The following is a 16,731-nucleotide window of genomic DNA, read 5'->3' as shown; positions in this document are numbered from 1 at the left end:
TGCGTGTGGGAGGATTGCCTCTAACGACCGCCCTAGCAATCTTTGGCGTTTTGTTATACAATCAAGTAGCGCGGCGACAATACGCGTGTCTGCGGTGAATCTAGGAGACGAATGGCAACTCGTGAGCAAATTCAAGCGGTCGTGTTGAGCGCGTTAATCGAGATCAACCAGCAAGCGCCACCGCACAAACATTTTGCAGTGTCGGAACAGACCGCGCTCTTTGGCATCGGCGGCGCGCTCGATTCGCTGGGCTTGGTCAATTTGATCGTCGAGATCGAACAACGGTTGGAAGACGAACTAGGCGTCGCACTGGTGCTCGCCGACGAACGCGCGATGGCGCAAAAGAATAGTCCGTTCCGCAACGTGCCAGCGTTGGTGGACTATGTGCTCGCGCGGATTCAGGAGCAAGCGCATGACTGAGACCGGCGTGATGCTGATCACCGGCACGCGCAAAGGCATCGGACGATTTTTGGCAGAGCACTATCGCACGCGCGGTTGGCAAGTGATCGGGTGCAGTCGTCAGCCGTTTGACGCGACGATGGAAAACTATCGCCACTATAATCTCGATGTCGCGGATGAAACCAAAGTCAAGGCGATGTTCGTAGATATTCGTAAAACGTACGGACGGCTCGATGTGCTCGTCAACAATGCCGGGATCGCCGCGATGAATCACGCCTTGCTCACGCCGCTCGCTTCGGTGCACAGTGTGTTGAACACGAACGTCGTCGGTACGTTTCTGTTTTGTCGCGAAGCCGCCAAGTTGATGCAAAAGCGGCGCTGGGGACGGATCGTGAATTTCTCGACGGTCGCCGTGCCGCTCAACTTGGAAGGCGAAGCGATTTACGCCGCGTCCAAGTCGGCGGTCGAAACGCTGACGCGCATTCTCGCGCGCGAATTCGCCGAGTACAACATCACGGTCAACGCGGTCGGTCCCACGCCGGTGCAAACCGATTTGATTCGCGCGGTGCCGCCCGAGCGAATTGACGCGCTCGTGCAACGCCAAGCGATTCACCGGTTGGGCGAATTCCGCGACGTAGTCAATGTGATTGATTTTTTCATTCGCCCGGAAAGCGATCTCGTCACGAGCCAGGTGATTTACTTGGGTGGTGTGGCGTGATTGATTTTTTGCTCAAGGTGTTCGAGACGAATGGCGCGCGCGAGGCGATTGTGTGGCGCGAGCGCGCCTATTCGTACACGTGGTTGTTGGCGCGCGTCGCATTCTGGCGCGCGCGGATCCAAGCCGAGCAGGTTGCGCCGGGTACAGTCGCCTTGATCGAAGCGGATTTCTCGCCGAACGCGGTGGCGTTGTTTCTCGCGTTGCTCGACGCGCAGTGCATTCTCGTGCCGCTGACCAGTTCCGTCGCGGCGAAACGCGACGAGTTCATCGCCATCGCACAGGGGCAGGTGACGTTCCAGATCGCGGCGGACGATGCAGTGACGGTCGCGCGCTTGCCGTATGCAGGCGAGCACGCGCTCTACGCGATCTTGCGCGAACGTCGGCATCCTGGGTTGATTCTATTTTCGTCTGGCTCGACCGGCAAAAATAAAGCGGCGGTGCACGATATGGCGGGCATCCTCGATAAGTTTCGCGTGCCGCGCCACCAACAACGCGCGATTCCATTTTTGCTGTACGATCACATCGGCGGCGTGAACACGATGCTCTACACCTTGTCGAACGGCGGATGCCTCGTGACGGCGGCGAGCCGCGCACCGGACGACGTGCTTGCCGCGATTGAAAAATATCGCGTCGAATTGTTGCCCACGTCGCCGACGTTCATCAATTTGATTTTGTTGAGCGAGGCGTACGCGCGGCACGATCTGAGTTCACTCAAGTCGGTGACGTACGGTACCGAGCCGATGCCGGAAAGTACGCTCAAACGATTTCACGAATTGTTTCCCGCGATTCAACTGGCGCAAACGTATGGCTTGTCCGAGGTCGGCATCCTGCGCGCCAAATCCAAAAGCTCCGATTCACTTTGGGTCAAGATTGGCGGCGAGGGATTCGAGACGCGCATCGTGGATGGGATTCTGCACATCAAGGCGCGTTCGGCGATGCTGGGTTATTTGAACGCGCCGAGTCCGTTCACCGCGGACGGTTGGTTCAACACGAACGACGCGGTGATTGTGGACGGCGAGTACATGCGCATCCTGGGTCGCGTTTCGGAGATCATCAACGTCGGCGGCGAAAAAGTGTACCCCGCCGAAATCGAAAGCGTGATTCAGGAAATCGAGAACATTGCCGAAGTGACCGTCTATGGCGAAAAGAACCCGATCATGGGCAACATCGTTTGCGCGCGCGTGCGCATTGCACGTGAAGAAGAGCCGCGTCAAGTCGTTACGCGCGTCAAGCGCTACTGCGCGGAAAAACTACAACGCTTCCAAGTGCCGGTCAAGGTGATCGTCGCGAGCGAAGAACAGTACAGCGAACGTTTTAAGAAAAAGAGGGCGCAAGTCTAATCACCATGCTGAATGTGTCTACCCGTACGCAAAACATCGCGCGCATCGGCGTGCTCGCGTTGATTCTGTTTCTCGCGTTCTACAACCTCACCGAGTTTCCGCCGACGTGGTTCGACGAAGGGTCGCACTTGCACGTGCCCAAAACCCTCGTGCGCTTTGGCGTCTATGCCGACTACAGTAGCGAGGGATTCCGGCATTTCGGTCCGACGATGGGGGTCGGTCCGACGGTGTTGTTGCCAATCGCGGGCGTGTTCAAACTATTTGGGATTGGGTTGTTGCAAGCGCGCGTGGTGATGGCAGTGTACTTGCTCGCGATGCTATGCGTGTTCTATCAACTCGCGCGCAATTTCGGCGACGCTGGCTTTGCCGCGATCGCAACCGGGTTGCTGATTACCTCGCGCGCGGTGGATGTGTCAAGTTACGGTCGCCAAGTGCTCGGCGAAATTCCGGGATTGTTCTTCCTGGTGTGCGGACTCGTGCTGTGGTTTCGCGCGTGGGAAAAAGCAGGTTGGTTGCGCTTGCTCGCGGTGGGCGGGTTGCTCGGTTTGGCGGCAGTCACCAAGTATCAGTACCTCGTCGCGCTCGCGCCGGCGTTGCTCATCACCTGGGTCTTGAATTTGGTTTACTATCGCGCCGCGCCGCAACGCGTGTTTCTCGTGCCGGGCATTCTCACCGCGCTCGTGTTTGGCGCGTGGCAGTTGTACTTGCTCGTGTATCTGGGTCCCTCGACGATTGCGGAGAATTTTGTGATTCTGCGCGAAGCAACCGCCGGCGCGGCGCTCGTCTTTTCGCCGGACTTGATGTTGCGTTCACTCGCCGAGTTGCTTAGTCTCAAAGTGTACTTGCTCGCGTTGATTCCCGCGTTGCTGTACGGTGTGCGCCTCGTCTTGCCGCGTGACCGCGCGGGACAGCAGTGGGGCGCGGTCTGGGCGCTCGTCGCGGTGAACCTGGTGTGGTACGTGTTTGCGTCGGTCAGTTGGTTGCGCTATGCGTTTCTCGGTCTCGCGTTCAGCAGTCTGTTCGTCGCGCGTTTCTTTGCCGACCTGACGCGCGGGCTGAACCTCGCTGCCTGGCGACGCGCGCCGTTTGCGCGCGATCATCTGTGGCGCGGTGCGATGGCGGTGTGGCTCGCGGGAAACATTGTGATTCCGCTCGCGCTTGACCTCCGCGAAATCGTATTCCCTCCGCCCAACCACGCGGCGGCAATGGCGCAGTATCTCAACGCGCACGTTCCGCTCGACGCGTTGATTGAGACCTGGGAACCGGAAATGGGCTTGCTCACCGATCACAACTATCACTATCCGCCGCCGTCCTATCTACCGAAAGCCGTGGGATATATTTGGTTGGATCAGCCCGGCTCTGCGCGCGACTATGATTTCTTGATGACGCATTCGCCGCCGTTCGTGCTCGTCGGCGAGTTTGCGACTTGGGTGCAGATGTATCCGCCGGAGGCGTTGGCGCGTTACACATTGGTCACAAGTTTTGGAGCGTACGAATTGTATGAAATTAAAAAATAGTTGGCTTGGATTCCTGGCTTTGTTCGCGGTGTTGCTGGGGTTTGTGCCGGCGCGTGCGGTGATCGCGCAAACTGCCGGCTGGAGCAGTCCGTTCCGCCTGTCGCTCGATGGCATGTCCTGGTTTCCCGACATTGCCGCGGACGCGACCGGGCGAGTGCATGTCGTTTGGTCATCCGACACGTTGAACTATCGCGTGTGGGACGGGCGCGGTTGGAGTGCGATGAGCGAAATCGCGATTGCGCCGGACGCGACGGGCAGACCCATTGCGGATGTGTTTCGTTTCGGGATCACCACCGATCAGACTGGTTATCTAAATTTGTTCTACTATCATTTGACGGAGGGCATCGGATATTTTACGCGCGCGCCGTCGAGCGAGGCGAGCGTATTCAAAGCGTGGGAAGCGCCCCAAATTATGGGCGCACGCGGGCAGGGTTACTATTCCGCGCTCGCGGCAGATAAGAAAAATCATTTGCATGCCGTCTACGTCAACCCGTCATTGGATTCAACCCTCGCGGATGTTTATTATCGTCGTTCCGAAAACGAGGGTGCTCTGTGGACATCGCCGCTCAATCTCTCCAACTCGCCCCGCGTCGGGTCGAGCCGACCACAAATCTTGATTGACCAGTTCGACACGTTGCACGCCAGTTGGGACGAGGGCTGGGATCGGCGCAGCGGGGAGGGCGCGGCGCAAACCGTGCGTTACGTTTTCTCGACGACTGGCGGACGTGATTGGTCGGTGCCGGTGACCTTCGGCAACCCGAAAATGGCGGCGGCGCAACTCGTGGTGACGGCGGGTCCGACGCCGGACAGCCGCATCGCCGTGTGGCGCACGACGACCGACGAAGCGGTGTACTATCAAACGTCATTCGACAACGGCAAGAATTGGGGCTCCCCTGCGCCGATTCCCGGCATTCTGCCGCGTTCCTGGATTTCGCCGCCGTTCGATCAGTACGCTATGGCGCGCGATGATCGCGGGGTGGTGCATCTCGTGTTGGTGACACGGCGGCAAGCGAAAAGCGATTTGTGGGCGGTGACTCACCTCGAATGGAATGGCAGAGAATGGGGGCAACCCGAAACAATCTTTGAACGTGAGGCGTTGTATCCAGAATATCCGCGCATCGCGATTGCGCTGGGCAATCAATTGCATGTCGTCTGGTTCACGCGCAGCGCGCTGTTTAGTATCGCGCCGATGGATATTTGGCACAGCACCAAAACGATGAACGCGCAAGCCTACACGCCGGTGCCGGCGTTTCCAACGGCGACGCCGTTGATCCTGCCCCCGACGACGACACCCGTGCCAACGCCCACGCGCTTTGTGCCCCCGGCTTCGACGAACGTTGAGCCGTTGCCTAGCCCAGGATCGAGCTCGACGATCCCGATGTTGATGGGACTAGGGGCTGGGGTGGTGGTGGTGGGCGTGACCTTGTGGTTGCGCCGCCTGAGCGCGCGTCGCGACGAATAGTTCGACCGCGCAAGATTTTTCGAGCGGAGGACGCGACCTTCGCAATAAACCGAGCACGTTGACGATTACCTTGAGGAGAAGACACAATGTCCACGATCCACAAAAGTCGTGTTGGTGTGATCGGCGTTGGAAATATGGGTTTCCATCACGCGCGCAACTATGCCGACATTCCCAATGCGGAATTGGTGGCGGTGTCGGATACGGATCCGACACGCGCAACGCAAGTGGCGGAACGTTTTCACTGCAAAGCGTATTCCAATTATGCTGAGATGTTACAGAACGAACGGCTCGAAGCGGTGTCTGTCGTCGTGCCGACCAAACTGCATCACCGCGTCGTGTTGGAGACGTTGCGCGCCGGGGTGCATACCATCGTCGAAAAACCGATTGCCGCGAACCTGGCTCAAGCGGCGGCAATGGTCAGCGCCGCGAGCGCGAGCGGTTTGACGTTTGCCGTGGGGCACATCGAGCGGTTCAATCCGGCGGTGCGCGAACTCAAACGCCGCATCCAACTGGGCGAGTTGGGCACGCTTACTTCTATCGTGACGCGGCGCGTGGGCGTGGTCCCGCCGCGCGTCAAGGATGTGGATGTGATCCTCGATATGGCGGTGCACGACATTGATGTGATCTTGTTTTTGCTGGGGCGCATGCCCAACAGCGTGACCGCGAGCGCAAGCTCCGCGCTGAACCTGGATCGGTTCGACCACAGCGAAATTTTTATGCGGTTTGGCGACATCGGCTGTTTCGTGCAGGCGAATTGGATCACGCCCATCAAAATTCGCACGCTCTCGGTAACCGGTTCGGCGGGACATGCCGAGGTCAATTATGTGACTCAGCAATTGGAAGTTTTCGAGAGTCATGTCGCGCGCCAGTTCGACGACTTTGGCGATTTTGTGGTCAGTTTCGGTACGCCTTCCAAGACCACCGTGGACCTCAAGCGTCAGGAACCACTCCAGATCGAGTTGGAAGAATTTCTCAAAGCCGCGTCGGGTGGCGATGGAAAAATCGTCACCGGTGAAGACGCGATGAACACGCTCGCGGTGGTGGATCGCGCCAAGAGTTCGATGAACATCAATTATCAACGCCCGCAAATGGAAACGGGCTAACCACACCGTAAAACGATGGAGGCAGGATGATTCACCCAACGGCGCTCGTGGAAGCGAACGTCGAGATCGGCGCAGGCACCAAGGTTTGGCACAATGTTCACATCCGTCAAGGCGCGCGCGTGGGCAAAGAGTGCATCCTCGGCAAGGATGTTTACGTGGACGCGGGCGTGCAGATTGGCGACCGGTGTAAATTGCAAAACGGCGTCAAGGTGTATCACGGCGCGACGGTTGAAGAAGGTGTCTTTCTCGGACCGCAAGCGTGCGTGCTCAACGACAAGAATCCGCGCGCGATCACACCGGACGGCGCGCTCAAAACGGACGCGGATTGGCAAGTGAGTCCAGTGTTGATTCGACGCGGCGCGTCTATCGGCGGCGGCGCGTTGATCCTGCCGAACGTGACCGTCGGTGAATTCGCGTTGGTTGCCGCCGGCGCGGTGGTCACGCGCAATGTGCCGGACTATGCGCTCGTATTGGGCAACCCCGCGCGTCTGGTTGGGTACGTCTGCGCGTGCGGCAGACGCGTGGAGGAACGCGTCGAGAATGGCGCGACGATCTGGGAATGCGCGCACGACCACTTGCGATACACGCGCGCTGAAAACGGAAATCTCGTGAGGACAATGTGATTCCTATTTCCAAACCTGTCATGGGCATTGAAGAACAAGAAGCCGTTGCACGCGTGCTCGCGTCCGGAATGTTGGCGCAAGGTCCGCGCGTCGCCGAGTTCGAGCGCGCGTTCGCCGAATTCATCGGCGTCCAGCACGCGATTGCCACGTCGAACGGGACGACCGCATTGCACGCGGCGCTCCTCGCGCATGGAATCGGTGCGGGCGATGAAGTGATTACGGTTCCGTTCACGTTCATCGCGTCGGTCAATTCGATTTTGTACACGGGCGCGCGCCCGGTGTTCGTGGACGTGGACGACACGTTCAACCTGGATGTCGCGCAAATCGAGCGCGCGATCACGCCGCGCACCAAAGCCATCATGCCGATTCACCTCTACGGTCAGCCCGCCGATCTTGCGCGCATCGGCGACATCGCGCGCGCGCATGGATTGGTCGTGGTCGAAGACGCGTGCCAGGCGCACGGCGCGCGGTTCGATGGCAAGCGGGTCGGTTCGTTTGGCACGGGGTGTTTTTCGTTTTACGCGACGAAGAACATGACAACTGGCGAAGGCGGGATGATCACGACGAACGACGATCGCGTTGTCGATGCCGCGCGACTCGTGATCGCGCACGGAATGCGCGTGCGCTATTATCACGAACAGATCGGTTATAATTTTCGCATGACCGATATTGCCGCCGCCATTGGCGTGGAGCAACTCAAAAAACTGCCAGACTTGAACGCGCGGCGCAACGAGACGGCGGAGTTTTATACCGAGAATTTGGCGCGCGTGCGGGGCATTCTCGCGCCGACGGTTGCGCCGCATCGCACGCATGTGTGGCACCAGTACACGATTCGCGTCACGCCGGCGTTTCCGCTGACGCGCGATCAACTCGTGGACAAGTTGCGCGAGGCAGGCATTGGCACGGGGATTTATTATCCGGTGCCGGTGCATCAACAACAGGCGCTGCGCGGCGTGATTGCCGACGGGTTGGCATTTCCGCGCAGTGAGCAATTCGCACGTGAGGTCGTCTCGTTGCCGGTGCATCCCAACGTGAGCGACGACGAACGCGCGCAGATCGTGCGCGCGTTTGAGAATTTCTGATGGCTTATTGATCGCGCAAATAAAAACAGCCCGGATGTACTCGGGCTGTTTTTGTTTTTTGGGTTTCTAGCGTGTCAATTCTTGCAAACCTTCGCAAGGATGAGCCGTCACGTTTTTTTGAGAATTACCGTACCGACAGAGGCAAGAAGATCCAGCTGCTCGACGGTCTGGGTGTGCTAGTCCGGGTAGGCGTCGCGGTGCGGGTCGGTGTGGGTGTTCCCCCCGTGCTTGATTCAACTTTCACCGCGACATCGTTCGTCAGGTTGTTGACGGCGAACGTGATCGCGCCGCCGGCGGGCGTCATCGGCGTGGAACTGATGAGCGCGCCGGTGTGTGTATTCCAAATGCTAACGGTGTACGTGACGCCGTTCAACAGATTGCCGATTGTGACGTTCGATGAAATCGCCGCCGGGGTCGAAGCGAAATTCGCCCAGGTATAGTCGCGATGGTGCACCCACAGGTACGCCGCGGTTTTGTCGTTGCGCCGCATGGCGTACACGCGCGCTTTGGCGTTCGATGCCGTGACTGTTTCACCGGAATAACCAGTCGGCGCATCGGCGCTCGTCATCAGATAGACAAAGCGTGCGCCGGCGTAATCCACGTTCGCGAAAAAGTTCCTGGTGATTTTGCGGTCGGCATAGCGCGCGGTGATGGTGGCTTGATCTTCTTGATCCCAGTACCAATCAATCGGCGATGTGCCAATGGGCGTGAAGAGACCAGCCCAGGTTGTGTTGTGGAGCATTCGCAGTCTGCCTTCGCCTTTGGCGGCGTTGGGATGCACTTCATTCCACACGGTTGTGCCGACGTCAATTTCGCCCCAAATCCAGGGTTTGTTCGCGCCGCTCCAGGTCGTGCCATCGCCCAACCCCAAGCCGGAACAGTACGTTCCATTCGTGCCGAGACACCACGCAAACTTTTGCACAAAGTTCGCTTCGTCGTTCACCAAGGCGGCGGGGTACCGCGACGACATCATGTAATCGTGATAGTTCGCAATGTCCATCGCGCTCGACGACCAAAATGCCGGACTGTACGCCTGCGAACCTTGCGAGGTTGTACGCAAATGGCGGTATGGGTCGGTCGCTTTTTGATATTGTCCATACGTTTGATAAAAGTTGTACACGTTGGTGCCGGGCGGGATGTGACCATGTTCGTTCCACACTTCCCATGCGAGGACTGCCGTTGAATAGCCCCAGCGCGCGACGCGATAGCGAAAGTTGCGTTTCCAATAATTGAGATGCTGCGGATCGTCAAACGTGGTGGGGCTGGGATTCCACGGTTCGTTGTGAACCGACGCATCCCAAATCCAATACGGATCGCTGTGCGAACAAAGTTCGATGTACACGCCGTTGCGTTCGGCGGCTTCGATGATCTTGTCTTCTTCATAGTTGCCGCGCTGATTCATCTGCGTGCCCTTGGGCATGGCGCCAATGTTGACGCCGCGATCTACGGGATTGAAATCATCGGGATAGGCGTACGTGTCAAAGTGACCTTCGACGGTGAGCGCCCAGCCGTCGTCTTGGTCCCACACGCGGGTGAGATTGATGCCATTGCGTCCATAGTCGTCAAAGAGATTTTCGTAGTCGAACGTCCGCTTGCCGCAACATTGCCACCATTGACGCGCGCCTGCCAGCGGAATGAAACTCTGTCCATTCGAAAACGCCATAAAGCGCGAATCGGTTGGCGCGACGCGTACGAAACCTTTCGACGCGGAAGCGATCGCGGTAAAGGCAAGCGTGCCGGACGCGGGATAGCGCGTCGTCCCCTCTTTGTCTTGCACTGTCAGGTAATAGGTGTACGTGCCGAGTTCTTCCGGCGCAAAGCGGACTTTCCACATGTAATTGGTGGTCGGCGTCATCGTCTCGGTGCTCGTGCCGCCCCGGATGTAATCCTGATAGTAGAACGCCGGCGCGACGAGCGCCGCGCCGGAGGGCGCGGTAAAGTGCGCGTCAATGCTGATGCCGTCCACGCCATAGGGCGATGTGCGACCTGGGTCGGACGCGGGCGTATCCGTCGCGTCGTAGTAATAGTACGGCAGGAACGATGTGGTCGGAAATGTTTTGGAGATTTGGAAGGTGGCTTCGAATTTTTGATAGCGTCCGATTTGGGCGCCGTTGGTGGAAAGCGAAGTGACGCTGGGCGTGGCGGCGAACACGGTCTGCGGCGTGCGCGCCAAAGCGATGAGGAGCACGATACTCGTTACAAGCAGTCGAATTGGAGTGAATACACGATGCGTTCGAAAGTCATGTCTGGTCATTTCTGTTTCTCTCATCTTTCTATGCCGAATTCTGGGTGGCTCATCGTTGTGCAGGTCTGTCGAATTTCGCAGGGTCGTGCGTTGAAAGCGGCGCTAGGGTCCACTGTGCCTAAAGATCATTAGATCGCCGCCATTCCCTTCGACGATCATCAGATTGCCGCTGACGTAGGTGTAGCGCGGGCGCACGCCATCGCTGTACGTGCCGGCGGCGATGGTCGGCGGATCGAGCACGTTCCAATACGTCCACCATCCTGGACCATCCCAGTAACGTCCGTCGTTAAAGAGCGTCAAGCCGCAAGTTGTCGCGTGCGTCGTCGGATTAAAGTTGCCGCAACTCGTTTGGCGGCGGATGATCGTCGGATGATTTACCGCGGTGATGGGGTTGAGGTAACTCAAACCCAGGGTGCTGGCGCGGTTGGTAATCTTGACGCTTTCGCTCGCGCCCCAGTGCGCGTGAAACAACGAATTGCCCGCCAGGGTGATCAGATTCTGCTCATCGGTGACGAAGGTGTACGCGCTGCCGCCTTGTCCGTTCCAGCGATTCATCTTGACGAAGCGCAAATCGCCTGCGACGAGACCGGCGATGGTCGTATTGTCGAGTACCATCTCGCCCATGTTCGAATCCCAACGACCATCGGGCGGCGCGCCTTGCCCGTTGCGGAATTGAATGTAGGCGACTTCAGTGCCGTCGGTAAATGTTTTGACGACGGGGACCGGACCGGTCGTGAGGTATGCCGAACCGTTGTACAAATCTTCCGTGCCGGTGTAGCCGACGGCGGGAATGAATTTTTCCGCGCCATTATCCAGGTTTAGCGCGAACAAGTTTTTCTTGCTAGGATTGTCTTGCAAAAAGGTACGCGCGGCGGCATTCGTATTGGGCCAGATATTGCCAGTGCTGGGATAACCCCACAGCCCCGCGTTGTGCTCGAGCCGCATTCGCAAGAACACGACGCCGTGTTGGTCGGCGACGACCGGGAAATAGTAACGATACTCGTTCGGAAAGCCAGCGGTGTTTGGCGTTGGCTTGACGCGCCACTTGACAACGCCATTCGAATTGTTGACGGCGTGGACGTACAAATCATCGGTTCCGAACACGATCACATCGCGCGATGCCGAGTATGCCAAACCGGTGCTCGCGTTCGATCCTGCCGCGTACGACCACGCTTTCGCGAGATTCGCGATACTCACCTTGTGCAATTGCCCTGAATCGGAGATGGCGTAGGCGTGCGAACTCGTCAATAGTACGGCGCGATTCAATGGCGCGTCGGCGGTGTACGTCGCAATCACCGCGCCGGTCGTCGCATTGATTTTGTAGAGTTTGCCATCCGCACCGCCGGCGAAAACACTGTTCGTGCTCGCGTCAAAAGCCGGCGTACCGTTGAATGCGGTTGTTGTTACGCGCCAAGCTTGCGCGCCGTTCGTTTTTGCTAGCGCGTACAACCCTTGCGTCCCTGCCGGCACGTACACATTGTTGCCGCCGGTCACGGTGCGCGCTTCGCGGGGCGCGTTGTAAAAGTGATTGCCCGTGCCGCCATTCGCGTCCGCGCCGTTCCACGACCACAAGAACGTCCAGGGTTCGGCTGGCTCGACGGGTGAATAACCGGTACGTTGCGCGTCGTGCGCGTCTTGCGTCCACTCGCTGTTCGCCGGCAATCCCGGTACCGTGGTCGGCGTGGGCGCGGCGGAGGTTCGCGTTGCTGTGGGCGATGGCGCCGTCGTCGTTTGAGTGGGTGTGCGTAAAGGTGTTGCCGTTGCGACCGGTGAATTATTCTGATTGATAACGAGCGGTAAAAAGAGCGGCGAGTAGGGGTGCAAAGTAGGTGTGGGTGTGCCGAGCAGGTGTCCGGGCGCTGAAGAGACCGGAGGTGTTTGGAGCGCGACGACAAGCGCGCCGGCGATGCCGAGCGTCAAAAAGACATGGCTTTTTTTCATCCCTCGAATCCTAAAGCCGTTTTGTATTTCGATCACTGACCGTGCGCCAACGCGCTAAAACGGGCAGGTCTGGATCGTACCGGATTGCCTGCGGTCATCGGCGACATTGCCTTTGGGGGAGTAGTGGAAATCGGACTAATTCGCAAGCGAGGCGTTGAACAGCCAATCGTGGGCTGGAAGATAGCGATGGGGCGGTGATGACTGGCGCGGAGTTGTGTTGTTCTAACTAACAATAAATTAACATTTCTAGCGAGGATAAACAATAGTACCGGGGCAATGGGAGTACCGTTGGGGGATACCGGGATGCGCGGACAAAATTCGATTTGCGTTCCGATTATGACGATGCTATACTGGCGACGCGTTGCCGAACGCGCCCCAAAAAAATTTGCGATTTTTTGTTTGCCCCTGCAATGAATCGAAAAACCACGTGGCTTGTATTGATCGTCATTTTGCTCGCCGCATTTTTTCTCTATCAATATCAGCTCTTAGAATTTCCGTATTACGGCGACGAGGTCGATGGCGGTGATGTCACCGCCAAAATTTTGCAGGGACAACTCGTTCCCTTCTTTCCCGATGGCGACGGACATGAGGCGCTGTACAATTTTTCGATGGCGCCTTTTTTCATTGTGCTGGGCGAGAGCGAAATCGCCAGCCGCTGGACTTCGGTCGCGTGGACGATGGTCACGGTCGCGTTGATGTACGTGTACGGGCAACGCCTCTTTCAGAGTCGCCGCGTCGGCGTCATGTCCGCCGGATTGTTTGCCGGGCTTTTCTGGTCCGCGATGTTCGCGCACCTGAGTCTGCGCGTCGTCACCTTGTCGGCGATCACGATCCCCGCGCTGATCGGACTCGTGTTGAGCGTGCGTTCGCGATCTAATCAGAGTACGCTTAAGGCGGGCGTGGTCGGCGGCATTTTCGCGGGACTGGCGGCTTACACGTACACATCGGGACGCGGTTTTCCGGTCATTGTCGCCGTGTTCCTCGTTTACCTCGTCATCATCCAACGCGAACTCCTCTTCAAGCATTGGCGCACCATGCTCGTCTACATTGCCTTGATGGGCGTCGTCAGTCTCTGGCTGTACATCTATTTGCGCGCGCATCCCGAATTCGATCTGCGGATCCGCGAGATGGCTCAACTGAGTTGGTTTTTTCGCGGCGAGTGGAGTAATGCGCCGCAGGCATTGCTCGAAACAGTGGCGATGTTCACCGTGCGCGGCGAACCGAATTGGGTGAACAATCTCTCCGAGCGTCCTGTGTTCGTTGGTCCCGAAGGAATCCTATTTTATTTGGGTGTTTTACTCTGCGTCGCGCGATTGAAAAAACCGGAATACGGTTTGCAACTGATTGTCGTCGCGGCGCATCTCGTTCCCAGTTTTATCACCGAGCACCCGCCAAGTTGGGGGCGTTCGCTTGGCATGATGCCGGCGTTGATCGTCATCACGGTTCTGCCGATTGAATGGGCATGGAAAAAACTGGAAGCGATGAAGAATGACCGGCGAGCCAGACTCTTGAACATGCGGCTGGTGCTGTCTACGTACGCCGTAGTGGTGGGAGTGCTGGGGATTTCGATTTATGCGCGGACGGCGTTCGATTTGTTTCAAGTGTGGATGAAAGCGCCCGGTGTCTATTGGATGTCGCTTGCGTTTTACGATGGCGCGGCAAAGTACGTGAATCAATCATCCGACACGACGCCCTTCAATTACATCTTCGATGTGTATACGCCGTGGCGCAAAACAAACATCCAACGACCGATTCAACGCCGCGAGGTCGCGCTCCGTTGGTCGGTGCTCGATGCGATTGTATTTCCCGACGATCCACGCGGGTCACGCATCGCGTTTCAAATCCTGGGCGCGCCGGTGCGTCCGTTGCTCGACGCGTTCGTTGACCTCGACGCGCCAATTCACATTGACCCGCGCGTGGATTCAGAAGGACGACGGCTGTTGCGCGTGTACGCGATTCCGCGCGCGCGACTTGACGCGCGACTATCGCGCGCGCGCGTGGGAACGATCTTTTTGCCGAACACGAACACGCCGATCACGACGTCGGTGCGCGCGGGTGATGCGCTCGAATTCGTGGGTTACGAAATTCTCAATGTGAACGCGCGTCCCGGCGATGATCTCAACGTGTTGACGTACTGGCGCGTCCTGCAACGTCCTCCGAATATCGCCGCGTTCGTGCATCTGCTCGATGCCGAGCAACGCGTCGTCGCGCAGTTCGATGGATTCGGCGCGGTGACGGACGACCTCGCGCCGGGGGATGTGGTCGCGCAACTGCACGCGCTTAAACTGCCGGCGGATTTGCGCGCGGGCGCGTATCGGTTTGCGCTCGGCGTCTACACGCGCGACGATTTGCAACGATTGCCGTTGAGCGTGGGCACCGACTCGGTGTGGCTGGCGACGTGGCAACTCGCATTGCCATGAATCAGCACTTTCGACACGCGCGAATTTTGTAGGGCAATTTTCCAAAATTGCCTTTTGTTGACAATGTCGCATGGCGACCGACAGGGGCGATTGAAATCGCCTTTGGTGGGCGTTCCGCCGGGCGTCCATCCCTCATTGCATTCGGGACAATTGCCTACGTGGACGCGAAATTCGCCCGCGTAGGCGCGCGACCAGCCAACGGCTCACGCGGGGCAATTTCAATTGCCATTTTACCGGCGGGCATGCTACAGTCTCCTTTTGTTTGGCAATTTGGAAAATTGCCCCACAGTCGCGCAATCAAGGGGGTTGCCAATGACATTTCCAAGACGGAGCGGAGTGATCCTGCATCCGACTTCACTGCCTGGTCGTTATGGCATCGGCGATCTGGGCGAGCACGCGTTTCGCTTTGTGGATTTTCTCGCGGATGCGGGACAAACGTACTGGCAGATTCTGCCGCTCAGTCCGACCGGCTTTGGCGATTCGCCATACCAAGGTCTCTCCGCGCTCGCGGGCAATCCCTTGCTCATCAGCCCAGAGCGTCTGATCGAAGTCGGTCACCTCGTCGCGCCCGATTTGAAGAGTGTGCCGGATTTTCCTGCGGAGCGCGTGGATTTCGGCGCGGTGATTTCGTTCAAGAATGAGTTGCTCGATCGCGCGTTCGCGCATTTCTCCGCGCACGCGCCGGCGACGCAACGCGACGCGTTCGTCAAGTTTTGTCGCGCGCACGCGGACTGGCTCGACGATTTCGCGTTGTTCATGGCGATCAAGACCGCGCGACAAGGACAGCCGTGGTACGAGTGGGATCGCGATTTGATGACGCGCGAACCGAGTGCACTAAAGCGCGCGCGCCGGTCGCTCGCGACCGAAATCGAGAATGTCAAATATCGCCAGTGGCAATTTTTCGACCAGTGGCGCGCGGTCAAACGCCACGCCAACTCGCGCGGCATTCAGATCATCGGCGACATTCCGATTTTCGTCGCGCGCGATAGCGCGGACGTGTGGGCGAACGCGCATCTATTTTACTTTGACAAGGAACTCAAACCGATTGCGGTGTCAGGCGTTCCGCCGGACTATTTCAGCACGACCGGGCAATTGTGGGGACATCCGCTCTACAAGTGGAATGTGATGGCGAAGGAGAAATTCGCGTGGTGGATCGCGCGGTTTCGTCTCGCGTTCACGCAAGCGGATGTGATTCGGATTGATCACTTTCGGGGATTTTACAATTACTGGCAAGTGCCCGCGGATGAAACGACCGCGGTCAATGGTACGTGGAAACGCGCGCCGGGCGCGAAACTATTTCGCGCGGTCAGCGCGGCGCTCGGCGACCTGGCGATTATCGCCGAAGACCTGGGAACGTTCGATCCCGCTTCGCGCGCAGGCGTGGACGCGCTCCAAGCCGAGTTCGGTTTCCCAGGAATGCGCGTTTTGCAGTTCGCGTTTGGGAGTGATGCGACGGATCACTTTTTGCCGCACAATTTACAACGCGATGGCGTGGTCTACACCGGCACGCACGACAATGACACGACGGTTGGCTGGTATCAATCGGCAGATGAAAAATCGCGCGATTATGCGCGGCGTTATCTTGCGCGCGATGGGTCGGATATCGCGTGGGATTTGATTCGGCTTGCGTGGTCGTCGGTCGCGCACACGGCGATGACGACGGCGCAAGATTTGTTGTCGCTGGGGAACGAGGCGCGGATGAATTTTCCGAGCACGAGCGGCGCGCCGAATTGGTGCTGGCGTGTCCAACCCGGCGCGCTCGACGACCAGAGTGCCGCGCGGTTGCGCGAGTTGACGGTGGTGTACGGGCGCATTGTTGTGAACAACAATGCTACAGGAGTTCAATAGCGCATTGTCGTTTGCAACAATGCTACGAGAATT

Annotated in this window: 12 protein-coding genes; 10 read left to right on the top strand and 2 right to left on the bottom strand. The window is 58.2% G+C overall.

Annotation, left to right across the window (positions count from 1 at the left end; translation table 11 throughout):
* Positions 1-111 precede the first annotated feature (111 nt).
* From HY868_09600 to HY868_09565, 8 genes are all read left to right on the top strand, one after another.
* Positions 112-420 carry an acyl carrier protein gene (locus tag HY868_09600; GenBank protein MBI5302381.1) on the top strand — a complete coding sequence of 103 codons (309 nt, stop codon included), beginning with the start codon at positions 112-114 and terminating at the stop codon, positions 418-420.
* Positions 413-1,117: an SDR family oxidoreductase gene (locus HY868_09595; protein MBI5302380.1), complete on the top strand. Its 705-nt coding sequence runs from the start codon at positions 413-415 to the stop codon at positions 1,115-1,117. The genes HY868_09600 and HY868_09595 overlap by 8 nt, the downstream gene beginning before the upstream one ends.
* On the top strand, positions 1,114-2,457 hold the full coding sequence (locus tag HY868_09590; protein ID MBI5302379.1) for a long-chain fatty acid--CoA ligase: 1,344 nt from the start codon (positions 1,114-1,116) through the stop codon (positions 2,455-2,457). Before HY868_09595 ends, HY868_09590 begins: the two co-directional genes overlap by 4 nt.
* Before the next feature lie 14 nt (positions 2,458-2,471).
* Entirely contained in the window at positions 2,472-3,974 is a 1,503-nt protein-coding gene (locus HY868_09585) for a glycosyltransferase family 39 protein (protein ID MBI5302378.1), read from the top strand.
* Positions 3,958-5,436, top strand: coding sequence for an exo-alpha-sialidase (locus tag HY868_09580; GenBank protein ID MBI5302377.1), 1,479 nt, complete (start codon positions 3,958-3,960; stop codon positions 5,434-5,436). The genes HY868_09585 and HY868_09580 overlap by 17 nt, the downstream gene beginning before the upstream one ends.
* Positions 5,437-5,522: 86 nt before the next feature.
* Entirely contained in the window at positions 5,523-6,539 is a 1,017-nt protein-coding gene (locus tag HY868_09575; GenBank protein MBI5302376.1) for a Gfo/Idh/MocA family oxidoreductase, read from the top strand.
* Positions 6,540-6,565: 26 nt separating this feature from the next.
* A complete protein-coding gene (locus HY868_09570) occupies positions 6,566-7,162 on the top strand; it encodes an N-acetyltransferase (protein MBI5302375.1) in 597 nt (198 codons plus the stop codon).
* Positions 7,159-8,244 carry a DegT/DnrJ/EryC1/StrS family aminotransferase gene (locus HY868_09565; protein ID MBI5302374.1) on the top strand — a complete coding sequence of 362 codons (1,086 nt, stop codon included), beginning with the start codon at positions 7,159-7,161 and terminating at the stop codon, positions 8,242-8,244. Before HY868_09570 ends, HY868_09565 begins: the two co-directional genes overlap by 4 nt.
* A 124-nt stretch (positions 8,245-8,368) precedes the next feature.
* Here the strand turns inward: HY868_09565 and HY868_09560 are convergent, their stop codons facing one another.
* Positions 8,369-10,498, bottom strand: a complete 2,130-nt coding sequence (locus tag HY868_09560) for a DUF5060 domain-containing protein (protein MBI5302373.1) — start codon at positions 10,496-10,498, stop codon at positions 8,369-8,371.
* Positions 10,499-10,591: 93 nt separating this feature from the next.
* Complete coding sequence (locus tag HY868_09555; GenBank protein MBI5302372.1) at positions 10,592-12,430, bottom strand: PQQ-like beta-propeller repeat protein; 1,839 nt, start codon at positions 12,428-12,430, stop codon at positions 10,592-10,594.
* 410 nt (positions 12,431-12,840) lie between these two features.
* On the opposite strand from HY868_09555, the gene HY868_09550 reads away from it, so the two are divergent.
* Positions 12,841-14,850, top strand: a complete 2,010-nt coding sequence (locus HY868_09550) for a glycosyltransferase family 39 protein (GenBank protein MBI5302371.1) — start codon at positions 12,841-12,843, stop codon at positions 14,848-14,850.
* Between the two features lie 312 nt (positions 14,851-15,162).
* The gene (malQ, locus tag HY868_09545) at positions 15,163-16,698 is read left to right on the top strand and encodes a 4-alpha-glucanotransferase (GenBank protein MBI5302370.1); all 1,536 of its coding nucleotides are present in this window, start codon (positions 15,163-15,165) and stop codon (positions 16,696-16,698) included.
* Positions 16,699-16,731 lie beyond the last annotated feature (33 nt).

This window comes from Chloroflexota bacterium, from assembly GCA_016219275.1.
Taxonomy (GTDB): domain Bacteria; phylum Chloroflexota; class Anaerolineae; order UBA4142; family UBA4142; genus JACRBM01.
Note: the sequence above shows the minus strand (reverse complement) of the source record. Positions and strands in the feature narration are given on the sequence as shown.